Genomic DNA, 17727 nt, shown 5'->3' with positions numbered 1-17727 from the left:
CTCCCCCTCGACGGCGGCTGGTCAGCTGGCTCCCCAGCCGCCGTCGAGGGGGAGTGAGGTGCCGGTGATGTAGCTGCTGTGGTCGGCGCACAGCCACAGCGCGGCCGCGGCGACCTCCTCCGCCTCCAGCAGGCGCTTGATGGGTGAGCGGGTGAGCAGCACATCGGTCAGGACGTCTTCGGGGCTGATCCCGTGAGCGGTGGCCTGGTCGCGGATCTGGTTCTCGACCAGGGGGGTGCGGACGTAGCCGGGGTTGATGCAGTTACTGGTCACGCCGTGGGGGGCGCCCTCGATCGCGACCACCTTGCTCAGGCCCTCCAGCGCGTGTTTGGCGGCGACGTAGGCCGACTTGTAGGCGCTGGCCCGCAGTCCGTGGACGCTGGAGATGTTGATCACCCGTCCCCAGTCCTGCGCGTACATGTGGGGCAGGCTGCGGCGCATCAGCAGGAACGGGGCGGTCACCATGACCTGCTGGATGAGGGCGAACCGCTCCGGCGGGAACTCCGTCACCGGCGCCACGTGCTGCAGGCCGGCGTTGTTGACCAGGATGTCGACCTCGGCCGGCAGCGCGTCGATCGCGGCCGGGTCGGCCAGATCGGCGATGTGCGCCTCGCCGCCGATCCCGGCGGCGACCGCCTTGGCCGCCTCGGCGTCCCGGTCGACCACGTACACCGTGGCGCCCGCCGCCGCCAGCGCCACGGCGCACGCCTTGCCGATACCGCTGCCGCCGCCGGTGACCAGGGCGGTCCGGGACGTCAGGTCCACGCCGGCACCCGTGGACGCCGAGCGGACGGTGGGTGGACGGAATTCGCTTGTCATGGCCGGAAACAGTAGGGACACCGTCACGTCACACCTATGTATTCGACAGACACAATGAGACCTCGGTCTGTAGCGGGTACCACCACAGACCGAGGCGTCCGGTCGGGCAGGGCATGCGGCGGCCGCGGCGCAGGGCCGCGGCCGCCATGGGGTCACCCGTCGAGACGGCAGTCGGTGAGCAGGCTCGCCGGGGTGGCTCCTTCGGGCCGGACGACGGTGTGGCTCGCGGGCGGACGATGCCCGGTGGTGAGCCAGCTCTCCAGGGCGGTGAAGGCCGAGCGGTGGCAGGGCAGCAGGGGCCGGAGCCGGTCGGGGAAGCTGTCGACGAGGGAATCGGTGTGCGTGCCGTCCTCGATGCGGTAGTAGCGGTGCAGGTGGCCGCGGCCCGATGCACGGATCATGCGGGAGTAGGCGTCGGAGTTCTCACTGCTGGGCAGCAGGACGTCCAGCGTGCCGTGGACGGTGATCAGCGGCTTGCCGATGCGGCCGGTCAGCGCGACGCGTTGCACGGCCTTGTGGACCTCGGCCGGACGGGTGGCGTAGTCGTAGTCGGCGTCGCAGCCGGGGGTCTTGGGGGCGCAGTACGGTGTGCCGGCTTCCGTCGCACCGTCGAAGGAGGGGTCGAACTCCTCGCGGTAGATGCGCTGGGTCAGGTCCCAGTAGACCTGGTGGTGGAAGGGCCACAGGAACTCCGATCCGGCCGGGAAGCCCGCGCGGTGCAGTTCTTTGCGTGCCGGTTCGGCGCCGGGGCCGCCCGCCGCGTAGGCGGGGTAGTGGCGCAGGGTGGGCGGCAGGAAGGTGAACAGGTTGGGGCCCTTCGCGTGCCAGAGGGCGCCTTCCCAGTCGACGCCGCCGTCGTACAGCTCGGGGTGGTTCTCCAACTGCCACCGCACGAGGTAGCCGCCGTTGGACATCCCCGTGGCCAGGGTGCGCACGGGCGGCCGGTGGTACCGCTGGGCGACCACCGCGCGGGCGGCGCGGGTCAGCTGGGTGAGCCGGGTGTTCCATTCGGCGACGGCGTCACCGGGCCGGGAGCCGTCGCGGTGGAAGTTGACACCGGTGTTGCCCTTGTCGATGGCCGCGTAGGCGTAGCCGCGGGCGAGCACCCAGTCGGCGATGGCCCGGTCGTTGGCGTACTGCTCGCGGTTGCCGGGGGTACCGGCCACGATCAGCCCGCCGTTCCAGCGGTCGGGCAGCCGGATGACGAACTGCGAGTCGTGGTTCCAGCCGTGGTTGGTGTTGGTGGTCGAGGAGTCGGGGAAGTAGCCGTCGATCTGAATGCCCGGCACACCCTCGGGGACGGTGAGGTCCTTCGGGGTGAGGCCGGCCCAGTCGGCCGGGTCGGTGTGGCCGGATGCCACGGTTCCCGCCGTGGTCAGCTCGTTCAGACAGTCGGCCTGCTGATGGGCGGCACCCGGGACGCGGAGTTGGGACTGGTGGGCGCAGTGGCCGGCGGCGCGGTCGGGGGCCGGCCGGGCCGAGGCCGATGAGGGAAGCAGGGCTACGGCAGTGGCCAGGGCGAGAGCACCGAGTGCGGTGCGCCCCCTCCAGCTCGAACTGACGCCGATGGACAAAGCCATGGAGAGCCTCCAGTGGACGGCGGTGGATGGACGGGCTGGAGGCTAGGCGGCGCATCCGGCACGGGAACATGTGTGTGCCCGCCATGACGGCGGCTTCTCTCAGGTGGGCCGCCACCATGACGGGCACAGGGCCGTGGATGCTGCGGGGAGGCGTCCACGGCCATGACCGGCCCCGCGTCAGGTGCAGGTTCCGTCCGCGAGGGTGAAGCGGCCGGCGGGTGACTCCTTCAGGGTGTGGGTGACGAATATGTTGTACAGACCCATGTTCTGTTCCGAGCCCTTGGCGTAGACGTAGCCGCCGCTGGTCGTGGCGCGTCCTGCCTGGACGTGGGCGTAGTTGGTGGCGGTCCAGCAGGCGGTCACGCCGCCGGTGGTCCGCGCGGTGACCGTGCCGGAGAGCCGTCCCGGCTCGCCGTCGGCGTCACGGGCGGCGACCGCGTAGGTGTGGGAGGAGCCCGCGGTCAGGCCGGTGTCGGCGTAGGACGTGGCGTCCGCCGTGGTGAGCAGGGCACCGTCGCGGTGGACGAGGTAGCCGTCGGCGCCGTCGACGGGGTCCCAGCTCAGGCGGACGGTGGTGTCGGTGGCCTCGCTCACGGTCAGACCGGTCGGGGCGGGCAGCCTGTTGTCCTCGAAGGGTTCCGACAGGCCGAAGAACCGGGTGATCCAGTGGCTGGAGCAGATGGAGTCCTGGAAGTTGGCGGTGCCGGTGCTGCCGCACTGCTGAGCCCCGCTGCCGGGATCGACCGGTGTGGCGTGCCCGATGTCCGGGACGCGGTTCACCTCGACGGCCACCGAGTCGTCCGCGGCGGCGTACTCCTCGTGCCGGGTGGAGTTCGGGCCGATCACGGACGTGCGGGTCGGCTTCTGGGACAGGCCGTGCAGTGCGGTCCACTGGTCGCGCAGTTCGTCGGCGTTGCGGGGGACGACCTTGGTGTCCTTGTCACCGTGCCAGACGGCCATGCGGGGCCAGGGGCCGGACCACGAGGGATGGGCGTCGCGAACCCGCTGCGCCCACTGGGCCGGGGTCAGGTCGGTTCCGGGGCTCATGCACGTGCCGGCGGCTATGAGGTCGTCGGCGCAGCCGTGGGGCAGGCCCGCGACGACCGCGCCGGCCTGGAAGACGTCCGGGTACGTGGCGAGCATCGCCGACGTCATGGCGCCGCCGGCGGACAGGCCGGTGACGTAGGTCCGCCGGGCGTCCGCGCCGTGGGCGGAGACCGTGTGCGCGGCCATCTGCCGGATCGACGCGGCTTCGCCCTGGCCCCTGCGGTTGTCGGCGGGCTGGAACCAGTTGAAGCACTTGCCCATGTTGTTCGCGAAAGTGGTCTCGGCGAACACCACCAGGAACTTGTGCCGGTCGGCGAGTTCGGGCAGGCCGGAGTTGTCGGCGTACGTCTGGGCGTCCTGGCTGCAGCCGTGCAGCGCGAACACCACCGCCGGCCGGTCGGGCAGGGACGCGGGCCGGTAGACGTACATGTTCAACTGGCCCGGGTTGGCGCCGAAGCCGGTGACCTTGGTCAGGCCGACCGCGGCGTGGGCCGTGGGCGCCGGACCGACCAGGGCGGCGGCGAGGACGAAGACCACGACCGCCACGAGGCGGGACAGCGGTCCGCGCCGCCCACGCCCCGGCAGGCGCGGCGACGCGACCGGGGGCGGTACGGACGGGATACGGGACAGCGGGGCGGTGGTTCCCCGCAACGGCGACTGCATGGCGGCTCCCTCGGTGTCGTGGGGGGACACCGGGCGCTCTCCTGGCTTGATTCAGCCGAAGTGGCCCGGTGTCCGGCACCGTAGGGCGTGGCCGACGAGCCACGGTATGGCGGGGATCCCCACAGCCCGCTTGCCACGACAGGAACGCGCGGGGATTGTGCCGCCGGCATGGATCTGTTAGTCAGACACCGGCGGGCGCTTCCAGATGTGCGGGCACGAGCAGGTCGGCGCCTGTCGCGGTGCGCACGTCGTCGACGCCGACTCCGGGGGCGAGTTCGGCCAGCGAGAACCCGTCGGGGGTGATGTCGACGACGGCGAGATCGGTGATGACGCGCTGCACGACGCCCGTGCCGGTCAGCGGCAGATCGCACTTCGCGACGAGCTTGGGGCTGCCGTCCTTGGCGGTGTGCTCCATCAGCACGATGACCCGGCGGGCCCCGTGGACCAGGTCCATGGCACCGCCCATGCCCTTGACCATCTTTCCCGGGATCATCCAGTTCGCCAGATCCCCGGAGGACGCCACCTGCATCGCCCCCAGCACGGCGGTGTCGATGTGGCCGCCGCGGATCATGCCGAAGGACAGCGCGGAGTCGAAGAAGGACGCCCCGGGCAGCACCGTCACCGTCTCCTTGCCCGCGTTGATCAGGTCCGAGTCGATCTCTTCCTCGAGCGGGTACGGGCCGACGCCGAGGATGCCGTTCTCGGACTGCAGCACCACCTCGACGCCCGGCGGCAGGTGGTTCGGGATGAGAGTGGGCAGGCCGATGCCGAGGTTGACGTACGTGCCGTCCACCAGTTCGCGGGCGGCCCGGGCCGCCATCTGCTCGCGAGTGAGCGCCATGTCAGGCACCGCCTTCCTGCTCGGTACGCACACACCGTCGTTCGATCCGCCGCTCGGCGGCCGGATCGTCGGGAAAGACCCGGACCACCCGCTGTACGAACACCCCCGGCAAGTGCACCTCGTCCGGATCCAGTTCACCCGGCTCCACCAGGTGCTCGACCTCGGCGACGGTGACGCGACCGGCCATCGCGGCCAGCGGGTTGAAGTTGCGGGCCGAGGAGCGGAACACCAGGTTGCCGTGACGGTCCCCGACGGTGGCCCGCACCAGGGCGTAATCGGTCCTGATGCCCTCCTCCAGCAGGTACTCACGGCCGTCGAACGTCCGCTTCTCCTTCGGCGGCGACGCCACCGCGACCTGCCCGTCCGGGGCGTACCGCCAGGGCAGCCCGCCCTCCCCGATCTGCGTCCCGGCCCCGGCCGGCGTGTAGAACGCCGGGATGCCCGCCCCGCCGGCGCGCAGCCGTTCCGCCAGTGTCCCCTGCGGCACCAGCTCCACCTCCAGCTCGCCGCTCAGGTACTGGCGGGCGAACTCCTTGTTCTCACCCACGTACGAACTGGTCATGCGCGCGATCCGGCCGGCCCGCAGCAGGAGCCCCAGCCCCCAGTCGTCCACTCCGCAGTTGTTGGAGACGACCTCGAGACCACCCGCACCCTGCTCCAGCAGCGCGGCGATCAACGCACTCGGTATGCCGCACAGCCCGAACCCGCCGACAGCCAGCGACGCCCCCTCGGGGATGTCCGCCACCGCCTCGTCCATGCTGTCGACCGTCTTGTCCAGCCCCATACTGCCCCTCTCCGTCAAGGGGCGCGTACGCCCCGAACGGCCCAGGCGCGCACATCGTCCGACCTGCGCGCCATGGCCTTTCCCGCAACGCGACGACCTTAAGGACGCACGACAGCCGACCGGTATGGCTGCTTCCGACACCTTCCGGCGGAGCGGAGTGTGGCTCGCGACCAGGCCCGGCGGAAAGGCACCTGCCCGGGCTCACCGGCCTCACGGCCGGCCGCTGTAGCGCCTGCGACCACACCTGCGGCTTTCCGCTGTGCGATCCGGCCACAGCGACAAGGATCCGGCCGTTCGCCACTCGGGCCGTTCCGTCCCGTGCGCACGAGCCGGAAGCATTCCTGCCGCACGAGCCGGAGCTTCCCGGGCCTCCGTGGCTTGCGCTCCCTGCGGATCCCGAAGTCCGTCCCGCCCCTTGGGCCGGGGTGTTGCGACGACCACCGGATCCGAAGTGCCCCGGCGGGACTCCGTCGTCGCCCACGCTCTCGCACAACTCTCACCGACTGCGCGGACGCCTCCGGGCCCCGACTCTCCGACCTGGCACGATGCACCTGTCGTGGATCGACCGGACGCCCCTGGACGGCCGTTGCACCCTGTGCCACGTCGTGCCGAGCGAGGGGCCCGGAATCAGGACCGGGGCCTCCTCCGGCCCGTCTCAGCGGTATTGCAGGATGTTCGGTGGTGTCTGCCTCACGCTCTGCGCGTTCCCACCTCTCACGCTCGGGTCAGCACGGGTCCCGCCACACCCCCAGTTCCGGTTTCTTCCGCATGGACGACAGCCTCAGCTCTCGGGACTCGGCACAGAACTCTCCGGTCGGCTCCGCGTACTCCACGTGGAAGACCGCCTTGCCCGCCTCGATGAACGGAGTGAGCTCGGCGCACTCTCCGTACTGCGCGCACTCCTCGTTGACGGCGAAGTCGAAGTCGTCCACGAGGCGCGGGATCTGCGGCAGGTCGTTCTTGAGACCCACCGACAGACCGCGTTCGTGCGCGATGTCCGCGATCATGCGGTTGTAGCGGATCTGGTCGGCGGCGGTGAGCGGGAACCCGGTGTCGTGGTCGTAGCCCTCCACCAGGTCCGGCTCCACCGCGTCGAAGCCCTTGTCCCGGCACATGTCGAACCGCCGCTCCATGATCGGCTTCAGGACGGCGATCCGGCGGATGTCCAGCCAGCGCTCGCCCTGCCAGCCGTTGGGCCTGCCGAGGACGGAGCGCGGGAACGCGTCCCGGTCGGGCCGGAAGTCCTCCCAGGCGCCGACGTTGAGGTAGCAGATCACCTTGCGGCCGTCGCGGTGGAGGCGGGCCACGTCCGCGGCGGTGTTCTCGAAGCCGTCGATGTCGTAGACGGGCACCTCGGCCGACGGGTCCGCCCTGCCGTCGAGCTGCCACTGCCAGGCGAGCCCGGGGCGCGGGCGCCAGAGTGTCCGGTCAGGGGTGTGGGAGGGGCCGGGCGTGGCCGGTGAGGCACGGGGTGGCGGTGTGGTCCGGGCGTTCGTGTCCCTGGCGCCGTCCGGGCCGGAGCATCCGGTCAGGGCCGTGGTGGCCAGCGCGGCCAGCGCGGCCAGCACCGTCATCGCGGGCCGCGCGGGCCTTGCGGGCGCGTACGGCGAAGGATTCCTCCGGCTCATGTCCGTCCCTCGTCCTCGGTCACGGTCAGGGCAGGGGTCAACTCTGCCCATGGGTTGGGCAGTTCACCCGTCACGGGGCCGCAGATCCCCGCGCCCCGGTCCTGCGCGGTGCGTACGGCCAGGGGCACGAGCGCTTCGGGCACGCCGTAGACAAGGTGGCAGAGCCGTTCCGGTGGGGGCGGCTTCGCCCGGGCGGAGCGGCTGAACGCGGCGACGTAGGTGGACCAGTGGCCCTCGAAGGTGACGGTCAGGTCGGCGAGGCGGACGTAGCCGGGCGCCGGGTCCACGCCGGGGTTGAGCACGACGGTCCGCGCGCCGGTCCGGCGCAGGGACCGGACCAGCCTGCGGCAGCCCGGCAGGCCGTCCGGCCCTGCGGTCACCCGGTCCAGGAAGCAGCCGTCGACCGCGTACCACTCCCGGTGCCGGCGCGCGTCGGCGGTGACCGCGGACGGGTCCCGCGCGCCGTAGTCGGTGTCGACGTAGCCGAGCAGTCGGGCGCCCGCCGTCCGCAGCGCGTCCGCGACCGCCGTGAAGGCCTGGTCCGGGCCGCTCCCGGGGCCGTTCGCGGGGTTGAGCACGACCGCGTAGGTGCGGTCGGCGGCCGTGATGAGCCGGTGCCAGGCGCCCGGGTCCTCGGCCGGGTGGACGTACAGGGGGATCAGCAGGCTCACGGCGCGCGGTCGCCTTCCGTGCCGGTGGCGTCCCTACCGGGGGCGTCCGTGTCACCGGTGCCCGCGCCGCCGTCCGCCCACAGCGCGGCCAGTGACTCCTCGAGGGTGTACGAGGGGCGCCAGCCGAGTGCCTCGCCCGCCGCCGTGATGTCGGAGCACTGCCACGACACCGCCGCCGAGCGGGCCGAGCCTCCCGCGGCCCCCGTGTCCTCCTCGATCCGCCCCCCGAAACCGGACCGGCGGGCCAGCATCTGCACCAGGTCGCGCACGCGGACCGCCTCGCCGCCGCCGATGTTGAGGACGGCCGGGAGCGGCCCGGCCGCCGTGACGGCGAGCACCGCCGCGCGCGCGACGTCGCGTACGTCGACGAAGTCGCGGTACGCGGACAGGTCACCGAGCCGCAGCATCGTCCCTGTCCCTGTCCCTGTTCCTGTCCCCGTCGCCGTCGCCGCGCCGGCCTCGCGCAGCAGGGCGGCGACCCGGCCGGGCAGGCCGGTGGGCGGCGCACCCGGTCCCACCGGATTGCCCACGCGCAGCACCACCGCGTCCAGGCCGGAGGCCGTCACCGCCGCCGTGCCCGCGAGTTTGGTCGCGCCGTACGGTCCGAGCGGGCGGGTCGCCGCCGTCTCCGTCACCTTGGTGCCGGGTTCCCCGGGGCCGTACTCGGCGGCCGACCCCAGATGCACCAGACGTGCCCGGGGTGCGGCCTGCCGCAGTGCGGCGCACAGGGCGGCGGGGCCGCGGGCGTTGACCTCGGCCAGGGTGACCGCGTCCCCGCCGGTCGCGCCCGCGCAGTTGATCACGGCGTCCGGCGCCGCCTCCGCCAGGGTCGTGGCCAACCGGTCCGGGGAGTCGGCGGCCAGGTCGACGCGCAGATCCGCGCCGGCCCCCGTGGACGAGCGGCCGGCCTCGGGCAGGTGGGTGTCCGGCAGGCCGCGCAGGTGTGCGACGACATGACGGCCCAGGTAACCGGTGCGGCCCAGGACGAGAATGCGCATGGGTGCTCAGGCTCCCTTGAGCAGCATGGACTTGCGGGTGGTGAACTCCGCGTTGGCCCGGTCGTAGTCGTCCGGACGTCCGATGTCCAGCCAGTATCCGTCGAACTCGTAGGCGTGCGGCGGACGCCGGGCGGTGAGGAGGTCCAGGACGAGTTCGTCGAAGCCCAGCGGGAGGCCGGGTGTGTAGTCCTCGAGCGTCGAGCGGGAGAGCCCGTAGACACCCATGGAGACGCGGTAGTCCATGCTGGGTTTCTCGGTGAAGGCGACGACCCTGCTGTCCTGTGTGGTCAGCACGCCGAAGTCGATGTGGACCTTGCGGGCGTAGGTCGCGATGGTCAGCGGGGCACCGGACTCCCGGTGCCGGTTCAGGACGTCGGCGTAGTCGAGGTCGGTCAGGACGTCGCCGTTCATCACCAGGAAGGTCTCGGGCAGCCGCTCACGCAGCGTGAGCAGGGGGCCCATGGTGCCCAGGGGGTTCTCCTCGGTGGCGTAGTCGATGTCCATGCCCCACTGGGAGCCGTCGCCGACGTAGGCACGGATGATCTCGCCGAGGTGGCCGATGGCGATGGTGCAGTGGGTGAAGCCGGACGTGGCGAGCTGGCGCAGCACGATCTCCAGGATGGCGTGCTGGTCGCCGATGGGGACGAGCGGCTTGGGAAGGGCTGTGGTGTAGGGCCGCAGCCGGACGCCCTTGCCTCCTGCCAGTATCACTGCGTGCATGGGGCTTCTCCTTCGGATCCTTCGTGTTCCCCGGGGACGTGCCGGACGCGGATCGGGTGGTGCGGGTCAAAGGGGGCGGGTCAGATGTTGTAGATGCCGGCCTTGTAGCGGGCCAGGTTGGCCGGGTCGCGGAAGAACTCCACGGTCCGGGCGAGTCCTTGCTCCAGCGTGCGGGCGGGTTTCCAGCCGGTGGCGGCGGCGAGCCGGGTGGCGTCGGCGACCAGCCGCATCACCTCGGAGTTGGCGGGCCGCAGCCGGGTGGCGTCCTCCCGCACGTCGAGGGCGGTCTCCATGACCTCGCCGATCAGCGCGACGAGGTCGCCGACCGAGATCTCCCCGCCGGTACCGGCGTTGAAGGTGCGGCCCACGACCTGCTCGGCGGGTGCGGTGCCGACGGCGAGGAAGGCCTGCGCCGTGTCCTCGACGTAGGTGAAGTCCCGCGTGGGACGCAGGTCGCCGAGGGTGATGGTGCGCTCCCCCGCCGCGACCTGGCCGATGACGGTGGGGATCACCGCGCGCATCGACTGGCGCGGCCCGAAGGTGTTGAACGGCCGCAGGGTCACCACCGGGGTGTCGAAGCTCGCGTGGTAGCTGTCGGCCAGCCGGTCCCCGCCCGCCTTCGAAGCGGCGTACGGGGACTGGGTGTTGATGGGGTGGTCCTCGGTGATCGGCACGGTTCGCGCGGTGCCGTAGGTCTCGCTCGTGGAGGTGTGCACCAGTCTCGGCGTGCTCAACTGGCGTACCGCTTCGAGCACGTTGAGGGTGCCGGTGACGTTGGTGTCCACGTAGCTGTGCGGCGCCCGGTAGGAGTACGGGATCGCGATGAGCGCGGCCAGGTGGTAGGCGCAGTCGGCCCCGTCGAGCAGGCCCCGGACCGATCCGGGGTCCCGGACGTCGCCGAGGACGATCTCCACCTGGTCCAGGACGTCCGGGGACAGGGTCTCCAGCCATCCGTAGGAGGAGAAGGAGTTGTACTGGGCCATGGCCCGGACGCGGTGCCCCGAGGCGACGAGCGCTTCGGTGAGGTGTGAGCCGATGAAGCCTTCGGCCCCGGTGACGGCGGCGAGCGGTGCGGAGGTCAACTCGGGTGTCCTTCCGGTTGCTTGAACGGGTGGTGTGCGGCGGTGCCGAGTGGTGCGCGGTGCCGGGTCGTGGGGCGGGGCGGTGCCCGTCCGTCCGGTGGCACCGGGGTGCGGGTGATACGCGAGGGCGGTCAGGCGTGCACCGACGGCCGGCCGAGCAGCCTCAGTACGCACACCGACAGGCACAGGGCCGCGGCGCCGCAGCACAGCGGCAGGACGGCCGGCCCCGGTGGCAGGCGCAGCAGGGTGACCAGGGCGGCGCAGCCCGCGGCGGTCAGGCAGATCAGGGCGGAGGGCCAGGCGACGCCGAACGCCTGGAGCAGCAGGGCCGTCCACAGCGTCGCCGCGAGGAACAGCAGCGCGGCCGGGTCGGCTCCGGTGAGGAGTGCCGCGGGCGCCAACGGCAGGAGATAGGCGAGCAGGCAGAGACCGAGGAGGCCGGCCGACCTCAGGAGGAAGGCGGTGGGCGTCGCGGTCGCCCGCAGTGCCGCGACCGACCAGCCGCGGTAGCGGTAGAGCAGCCACTCGGCCGGTCCCATGCTCACGGTCAGCACGATCACGGCGTACGGATGCTGTCGGCCCTCCAGCAGGACCAGTGACGCCGCGGCGAGGCCGAACAGTCCGTAGGGCAGGGAGACCGGCAGCGGTGGTCGGCGCGCGCCGGGGGCGGGCGGGGTGCCGAGCGCGCCCCGCAGCGACCAGCCGGCGGCGGCGAGCGTGGCCGCCAGCGCCAGCAGGGGCAGACCGAGCCTCGGCACGGGGCCGGGCTCCCACCACGGCAGCGGCACGGCGCCGGCGATCAGCGGTGTCAGGGCTGCCAGCAGCAGCCTTTCCCGGGCGAGGACCAGCAGCACCGAGGCGGCGGCCAGGTACAGCGACTGTGCGGCGGCGGCCAGGGTGACCGGTCCGCCGCCGGCCACCACGGCCGCGGTCGCTGTGGCCAGGGCCGCGCCGAGGGCGGCCCCGGTCAGGAGGGTGCGGCCCGCTTCGTGGCGCCCCGTCGCCAGACGCAGGTGGGCGCGGTGCCCCAGTGCCTGGCCCCAGGCCCAGGAGACGACACCGGCCGCGATGAGGGCGGGCGCGTACCGTGCCGCCTGCCCCAGCGGTGCGGCGAGCAGGTAGGCGAGGCCCGGCAGGGCGAACAGCACGCCGCGCAGCAGGCAGCGCACGGTGTCGGGGCGCCAGGGGTCGGGGGCGGCCGCGAGCTCGGGGAACGTCCTGGGAACGCGCTCGTACAGCGCGGAAGCCAGGGAGAACAGGTTCGGATGGCCGTACCGCTGCCGGACGGCGTCCGCGGACAGTCCTTCCGCCTCCAGCAGCGCGGCCACCTCGTAGGGGTGGACGGCGGGGCCGATGCGGTCGGCCAGGCCGGCGGCCAGCCGGTCCACCTCATCCTGGTGCACGGCGGGCCGCGGTAATCGCACGACGAGGGTGGGGTCGTCGGCCGGAAGGGCCCGCGGCAGCCGGAGGGCGGTGGCCGGCCGGAGGGCGAGGGTGTCCTGTTCGGCTCCGCCCGGCTCCAGTGCCATGGGGCCGCTCATATGGCCACCCTCCTTGTCGCCATGGGTGACGGAACCCGTGCGCGCTCGTCCGGGGACGGTGCGGCGAGGCCGGCCGGACGCGGTGCGTACGTCCCCGTGCCGTCCCGTGTGCCCGCCTCGGCCGGCGGCCGCCGGGTGCCGGACAGCTCCTGGTAGATGGCGCGGAAGGTGTCGACGGTCCGGCGCAGGGTGAACTGCTCGATCACCCGGAGCCGGGCCGCCTCCCCCATGGCCGCGCGCCGCGCGGGATCGCCGAGCAGTTCCAGCGCGGCGGCGGCCATCGCGGCCGGGTCCCGCGGCGGTACGACGAGCCCCGTGTCCCCCACGGCCTCGCGGACTCCGCCGACATCGGTGGACACCGTCGCCCGCCCGCAGGACATGGCTTCGATCAGGGTGAAGGGGAAGCCCTCGCTGATGCTGGAGAGCATCACGACGTTGCCGGCGGCGTACGCGTCCTTGATGTCGTCGACGCGGCCCTCGAAGGTGACGGCGTCCCCGTGACCGAGTTCGGCGGCGAGGGCCCCGCACCGTTCCCGGTAGGCCTCCCCGCCCCGGGGTGTCCCGCCGAACAGCCGTAGCCGGGCGTCGGGACGTTCCGCCCTGACCAGGGCGAGGGCCCGGACGAGGGTTTCCAGGTCCTTGATCGGGTCGACGCGGCCGGCCCAGCTGAGGGTCGGCACGTCCGGTTCGGGTCCGGCCGGCGGGAAGGCGTCCGGGTCCACCCCGTTGTAGACCGTGCGGATCGACGCCGGGTCGGCCCCGCCCTCCTCCTCCCACAGCCGGTTGTAGCGGTTGCCCGGCGTGATCAGGGCGGCCCTGCGGTAGCTCTCCTCGGCCAGCAGCCGGAAGAAGCCCAGGACGAGCGCCTTGACCGGCCAGCGGTAGGGACCGGTGCGGTAGCCGAGGTAACGCTCGCGGAGGTAGACGCCGTGCTCGGTGAGGAGCAGGGGGACACCGTGCCGTTCCAGGGCGGCCAGTCCGGGCAGGACGGCGACCCCACCGCTGACCGCGTGGGCGACCCCGTCCTTCGGCAGGGGCGCGGCCAGCGGGCGCAGGGCGTGCTCGAGCAGTCCGGTGGCGGTGACCGCGTCGTGCAGCGTGGGGCGGGCCTCACGCACGACCAGGCCCCGGCGGTTCCACACGGCGGTCAGCACGGAGATCGCCCGGTCGCCGCGCAGGAACGGGCCGAGTGTTCCGTCGGCGGCGGCCCGCGCCATGGTGTACAGGGCCGGGGCGAATCCGCTCTCCGCGCACGGGTCGAGCAGCGCCGTCAGGAACTGCTCGTAGGCACCGGTCAGGACTTCGCGCGGACGCCGCCCGGGCGGGCGGCCCTCGGGCGGGGTTCCCCACATCGGGACGGTCAGGACGTCGGAGACGTGCGCGGGCAGGTCCCACACGACGGGTTCGCGGCCGGTGCCGGTGACGGCGAGGACGTCGAAGTCGATGTCGGGCATGCCGCGGACGAGTTGGTCGCACCAGACGCTCACACCGCCGTGACTGTGCGGATAGGTGCCTTCGGTGAGCAGGGTGACGCGCGTCGAGCTGGGGCGTCGCGCGCCGTGGTGAACGTGCATCGGTGGGCTCCACGGCCGGGTGTGGGGTGCGGGGAGGGTCGTGCGGGTCCCGGTCCCGGCCCCCGCTCACGCGTCGGGGGCCGGGCTCCCGGGTCGTGCGCCGTTCAGCTCCGCACGGTGTACGGGACGGGGTCGCTCACGCCGGCGGGGACCCGGGTGTCCGGGGCCGGCTCGGTGGCGGGAGCCGTCCCGGCCGGGGCGTTCGTGTCCGGCGCCCTTGTCCCCGGGGCCGTCGTGTCCGGGGCCCGTCCGTCGTCGGTGGTGGCGGTCCCGGCGCCGGCGCCGGTCGTGGCGGACTCCGGCAGGGCGAAGGCCAGGGCCCGGCCCTCCTTCGGCGTCCAGCCGGACGCCCGGCCCGCGTACGCCTCGCCGAACGCGTCGCCCGCGAGGGTGGTTCCGGTGGGCACGGTGACGGTGACGTTCGTGCCGTCCGGCGCCTCGACGGTCACCGTGCCGCCGGTGCGGTAGGCGGTGACCCGGCCGTCCCTCAGGGCGTCGGCCCAGGCGGCGCGGCGCTGGAGTTCGGCGCCGATGTCCTTCATCCGCAGGTTCACCACAGGGGTGTTGTCGGCGAACAGGGCCTCGTAGCCGTCGAGTACGCCGTCCAGGACCGGGTAGGCGATGCGGTCCTCGGCCAGGTTGGACTGGTGGATGAAGTGCGGCTTGGGATCGTTGGCGAGGACGTGGCCGAGCGCGATCCGGGTCTCGAGGGGGACGATGTGCTCGGTGTACCCCGTCGCGGTGTCCAGCGGAGCCGGCAGGCACGTCGTGGTGGCCGGGTTGTCCTCGCAGATCCCGCTTCCGCCCTGGGCGCGGCTGGTGTAGATCCAGTTGTACTCGTCGACCTGCTCGGCTGCCCTCCCGGCGTTGTAGAAGACGTTCATCGGGTAACGGGACACGGTCGTGGCCGGGCCGACCCGACGTTGCACGGGGTCACGGGAGTTGTCCGAGGCGAGCCAGGTGATGCCGTTGTCGGCGACGGCGAGGGCCAGGTTCGGGTTGTCGTCGGGCTGCTGCGGCAGCACCTTGAGTCCGGAGTGCTCGCCGGTCACCAGCTCGTCGTCGTGCAGCGGCAGTCCGGCGGTCCTTCCCCAGACGCGGTTGGTGGCGATCTCGTCGGAGACGGCGGTGCGGCCGACCCACTTGGTGCTGCCGTCGGCGTTGGTGGCACACCGCCAGGGGACCACCGTGGTGTCCTGTTCGCAGCCGAGGAAGGCATGCGTGTAGGTGTGGTTGATCCAGCGGAACCGGTCGCGCTCGGCGATCAGCCTGTCCGCCAGGGCGTCGGTTCCGCCGTTGTCCTCGCGGTGATCGACGCTCCCGGCGCCGTTGTAGGCGAGGTCGAGGGTGAAATCCTGGTCGCTCTGCCAGGAAGTGGCGTGGTCGACGTCGGCGGGGAGCATGCGGATCGGGTCGGGCGTGCCCTCGCCCTCGGGGCAGTCGACGTCGCCGGGGGTGCAGTTCAGCTCCGTGTCCCAGCGGTCGTCGGCGGCGAGGACGTCGTCGACGTGTACGGCGAAGTAGTTCCTGGAGGCGCCCAGGTGCACGCCGCCGGTCATCCAGTCCACGATGCCGCGGGCCAGCAGTCTGAACTGCTGCTGGTACTGGTTGTAGACGAACGTGACGACGAGTTCCCGCCGCCCGTCGTGCCGGTACTCCCCCACCAGCGAGCCCCGCCCGGTCCGGCCCGGGATCGCGGCCTCGACGTACGGGGTGAAGTCCGCGCCGGCCACGGGGGTCGAAAGGTAGGCGTAACTCTCGCCCACGGTGGGCGCGTTGTCCTCGAAGGGGACCTGGCCGTCCAGGTAGCCGAAGGGGCCCTCCCGGCCCGCGGCGGTCACCTCGGCCCGCACCCCGTCGATACTGCCGGCGTAGCCGCCGTCGACCGGGTACCGCAGGCCCGCCTCCGGACGCGCGTAGGTGTAGGCGTCGACCTGCGGGATGTCGTAGGTCCGCTCGTAGGCGGCGAGCGCCGTCATCTCGGGCGAGTTCACCGGGAACGGGTTGTCGTTGGGCAGGACCACCGCCTGGTACTTGGCCCGGGACCGCCCGTCCACGGTGTCGGCGAGGAAGCCGGCGTCGAGGGCGGGGCGGTCGGACCGGGTGAGGTCCACTTCGGTGTACGGCGTGCCGGCGGCCTCGAGTTCGGCCGCGATCGCGTCCACGGCCGGGCCTCCGTCGCTGACGACCAGGACGCGCAGGTCGACGCGGGGTAAGTCGTCGGCGGCGTGTGCGGCCGCGCTCGGCGGACCGAGGGCGGCGATGAGTGCGCCCACCGTGAGCACGGCGGTGCGTGTGATCCGCTTCATGCGGTGCAGTCCCCTCCCACGGGCAGGGGTGGACACCGCTCCGCCGGAGCCGACGCACCCCCCGCGCGACGCCGGCGTCCCCCTCAGAAGCCAGTCGTCGACGCATCCGTCGCCTCACATAGTGATGCCTTTGTGTGTTTTTTATGGGTGAGTTGCGAAACCTGACGGAAAAGCGCGGGCGACCATCAAGGCACCAACGGTCCACGAGCGACCGGTGCGGCGCCTCGGGACACGGGAGGCCGCAGGGGGCCCGTGGAACACCGGAGCAGGTCGGAGACGTGAGCGGACCCCCGGCGGGCCGGGGGCCCACCGGTGCGACCGCCGGAGGTCCGGACCTCTTGGCCGGTGCCCCGCCGAACCGGATTCGGTCAACGGCGTCGGGACCGGCAGACCGTCAGAAGCCTGGCGGACCCGTCAGGCTCGTCAGGCCCGTCAGGCGCAGAGCACCCGGGTCTCGGGCGTGTGCACCGGACCGCCGCCGGCGTTCTGGGTGTCGCTGAACTCGGCGTAGTAGTACGAGTAGAAGCCGATGTTGCCGTTGCAGCCGGAGTCGGGTGCGACCTGCAGGGTCAGCGTGACGGTCCGGCTCTGCCCGGGCGGGACGGTGGTGCCGTAGTTGGCGCCGAGGTCCGCGGGCCCGGTCCCCGCGCAGGGGGTGCTGCCGGCCGCGGTGACCAGGGCGCAGCCGGTGAAGCCGTACTTCAGGTCGGGGCGCTGGGTGGTGAGCCACGTGGGGTCGATCGTCTGGTACACGAACCAGATGTCGTACGTCCTGTTGTTGGTGAGGGTCATCGACAGCTGGACCGTGCCGCCGGGCGTGGTGGTGGCGGTGTCGGTGGTGAACGTCAGCTCGGCGGGCGCGGGGTCGGCCGCGGTGGCCTGGGGGGCCATGCCGAACAGGGCGAGGACGAAGGCGAGAACGGTGGCGGGACCGAGGCGTCTCAGTGGTGATCTCATGACCCGGGAGGCTAAGCAGGGGCCCCGGCGACCGTCTCCCCCGCGCGCGGCCTCCCGCCCGCCCACCGACCGAAAGCGCACCTGCCGTGAAGGAGTTGTGCGCACCTCGTGACGCCCGCCGTCCGGTGGCGTCGTCGCACTCCACGGGCGGTCCCGGTGGGGCGACCGGGGGCGACGGGCGGTACGGAGCGGCCGCACTGCCGCGCCCGGGGGCATTGGCGCGTACCGCTCGGGTGACAGCACGACGGCGTACGGTGACGGCCGGTGGTGACCGGCGTGGGCGTCCTCGTTCCGCCGACCGCGGCCGGCCGGCCCGACGGCCGCCTGCGGACCCGCCCCGGGCACCCGGCGCGTCACGGAGTGTCCGGGCTGTCCAGGCCGGTGAGGGCTCCGACGGGGTCCGGGTCGGGGGTGCCGCGGGGCCACCAGTCGTCGTGGCCGGGCTCGGACTCGTACGCGTACCAGAGGTGGTCGCGGCCGAGGCGGAGCTGGAGGTGCCCCCGGGGGTGGGTG

At 72.7% G+C, this 17727-nt stretch carries 14 protein-coding genes and 1 pseudogene; all 15 read right to left on the bottom strand.

The window, feature by feature from the left end:
* Nucleotides 1–21 precede the first annotated feature (21 nt).
* Nucleotides 22–819 (bottom strand): 3-hydroxybutyrate dehydrogenase, encoded by a 798-nt coding sequence (locus tag AOK11_RS23300; protein WP_055595680.1) that lies wholly within the window; start codon nt 817–819, stop codon nt 22–24.
* A 152-nt stretch (nt 820–971) separates the two neighbouring features.
* Nucleotides 972–2399, bottom strand: coding sequence for a 3-hydroxybutyrate oligomer hydrolase family protein (locus AOK11_RS23295; RefSeq protein ID WP_055595679.1), 1428 nt, complete (start codon nt 2397–2399; stop codon nt 972–974).
* Nucleotides 2400–2576: 177 nt separating this feature from the next.
* The gene (locus AOK11_RS23290) at nt 2577–4109 is read right to left on the bottom strand and encodes an extracellular catalytic domain type 1 short-chain-length polyhydroxyalkanoate depolymerase (RefSeq protein WP_079035031.1); all 1533 of its coding nucleotides are present in this window, start codon (nt 4107–4109) and stop codon (nt 2577–2579) included.
* Between the two features lie 181 nt (nt 4110–4290).
* Nucleotides 4291–4950: a CoA transferase subunit B gene (locus AOK11_RS23285; RefSeq protein ID WP_055595678.1), complete on the bottom strand. Its 660-nt coding sequence runs from the start codon at nt 4948–4950 to the stop codon at nt 4291–4293.
* Nucleotide 4951: 1 nt separating this feature from the next.
* A complete protein-coding gene (locus AOK11_RS23280) occupies nt 4952–5734 on the bottom strand; it encodes a CoA transferase subunit A (RefSeq protein WP_055595677.1) in 783 nt (260 codons plus the stop codon).
* Nucleotides 5735–6459: 725 nt separating this feature from the next.
* A complete protein-coding gene (locus AOK11_RS23275) occupies nt 6460–7362 on the bottom strand; it encodes an endo alpha-1,4 polygalactosaminidase (RefSeq protein WP_388219204.1) in 903 nt (300 codons plus the stop codon).
* Nucleotides 7359–8033: a spherulation-specific family 4 protein gene (locus tag AOK11_RS23270; protein ID WP_055595675.1), complete on the bottom strand. Its 675-nt coding sequence runs from the start codon at nt 8031–8033 to the stop codon at nt 7359–7361. Before AOK11_RS23270 ends, AOK11_RS23275 begins: the two co-directional genes overlap by 4 nt.
* On the bottom strand, nt 8030–9031 hold the full coding sequence (locus tag AOK11_RS23265; protein WP_055595674.1) for an NAD-dependent epimerase/dehydratase family protein: 1002 nt from the start codon (nt 9029–9031) through the stop codon (nt 8030–8032). Before AOK11_RS23265 ends, AOK11_RS23270 begins: the two co-directional genes overlap by 4 nt.
* A gap of 6 nt (nt 9032–9037) precedes the next feature.
* Nucleotides 9038–9751, bottom strand: coding sequence for a sugar phosphate nucleotidyltransferase (locus tag AOK11_RS23260; RefSeq protein WP_055595673.1), 714 nt, complete (start codon nt 9749–9751; stop codon nt 9038–9040).
* Between the two features lie 80 nt (nt 9752–9831).
* Complete coding sequence (locus tag AOK11_RS23255) at nt 9832–10833, bottom strand: GDP-mannose 4,6-dehydratase (RefSeq protein WP_055595672.1); 1002 nt, start codon at nt 10831–10833, stop codon at nt 9832–9834.
* A gap of 131 nt (nt 10834–10964) precedes the next feature.
* Nucleotides 10965–12374, bottom strand: a complete 1410-nt coding sequence (locus AOK11_RS23250; protein ID WP_055595671.1) for a hypothetical protein — start codon at nt 12372–12374, stop codon at nt 10965–10967.
* A complete protein-coding gene (pelF, locus tag AOK11_RS23245; RefSeq protein WP_055595670.1) occupies nt 12371–13948 on the bottom strand; it encodes a GT4 family glycosyltransferase PelF in 1578 nt (525 codons plus the stop codon). The genes AOK11_RS23250 and pelF overlap by 4 nt, the downstream gene beginning before the upstream one ends.
* 104 nt (nt 13949–14052) lie before the next feature.
* Nucleotides 14053–16257 (bottom strand): hypothetical protein, encoded by a 2205-nt coding sequence (locus AOK11_RS23240; RefSeq protein ID WP_055595669.1) that lies wholly within the window; start codon nt 16255–16257, stop codon nt 14053–14055.
* Nucleotides 16258–16689: 432 nt separating this feature from the next.
* Nucleotides 16690–17214: a hypothetical protein gene (locus tag AOK11_RS23235; RefSeq protein ID WP_055595668.1), complete on the bottom strand. Its 525-nt coding sequence runs from the start codon at nt 17212–17214 to the stop codon at nt 16690–16692.
* A gap of 353 nt (nt 17215–17567) precedes the next feature.
* Nucleotides 17568–17727: pseudogene (locus AOK11_RS47015) on the bottom strand (SWIM zinc finger family protein); the annotation flags it as partial.

Source organism: Streptomyces hirsutus, assembly GCF_001418415.1.
Lineage (GTDB): Bacteria > Actinomycetota > Actinomycetes > Streptomycetales > Streptomycetaceae > Streptomyces > Streptomyces hirsutus.
This window is presented reverse-complemented; position numbering and strand designations above follow the sequence as displayed.

What these genes read in the sequence shown, in the direction of transcription:
- AOK11_RS23300 (WP_055595680.1), bottom strand. Translation starts at nt 819, where the DNA reads ATGACAAGCGAATTCCGTCCACCCACCGTCCGCTCGGCGTCCACGGGT.
- AOK11_RS23240 (WP_055595669.1), bottom strand. Translation starts at nt 16,257, where the DNA reads ATGAAGCGGATCACACGCACCGCCGTGCTCACGGTGGGCGCACTCATC.
- pelF (WP_055595670.1), bottom strand. Translation starts at nt 13,948, where the DNA reads ATGCACGTTCACCACGGCGCGCGACGCCCCAGCTCGACGCGCGTCACC.
- AOK11_RS23290 (WP_079035031.1), bottom strand. Translation starts at nt 4,109, where the DNA reads ATGCAGTCGCCGTTGCGGGGAACCACCGCCCCGCTGTCCCGTATCCCG.
- AOK11_RS23275 (WP_388219204.1), bottom strand. Translation starts at nt 7,362, where the DNA reads ATGAGCCGGAGGAATCCTTCGCCGTACGCGCCCGCAAGGCCCGCGCGG.
- AOK11_RS23265 (WP_055595674.1), bottom strand. Translation starts at nt 9,031, where the DNA reads ATGCGCATTCTCGTCCTGGGCCGCACCGGTTACCTGGGCCGTCATGTC.
- AOK11_RS23295 (WP_055595679.1), bottom strand. Translation starts at nt 2,399, where the DNA reads ATGGCTTTGTCCATCGGCGTCAGTTCGAGCTGGAGGGGGCGCACCGCA.
- AOK11_RS23285 (WP_055595678.1), bottom strand. Translation starts at nt 4,950, where the DNA reads ATGGCGCTCACTCGCGAGCAGATGGCGGCCCGGGCCGCCCGCGAACTG.
- AOK11_RS23280 (WP_055595677.1), bottom strand. Translation starts at nt 5,734, where the DNA reads ATGGGGCTGGACAAGACGGTCGACAGCATGGACGAGGCGGTGGCGGAC.
- AOK11_RS23250 (WP_055595671.1), bottom strand. Translation starts at nt 12,374, where the DNA reads ATGAGCGGCCCCATGGCACTGGAGCCGGGCGGAGCCGAACAGGACACC.
- AOK11_RS23235 (WP_055595668.1), bottom strand. Translation starts at nt 17,214, where the DNA reads ATGAGATCACCACTGAGACGCCTCGGTCCCGCCACCGTTCTCGCCTTC.
- AOK11_RS23260 (WP_055595673.1), bottom strand. Translation starts at nt 9,751, where the DNA reads ATGCACGCAGTGATACTGGCAGGAGGCAAGGGCGTCCGGCTGCGGCCC.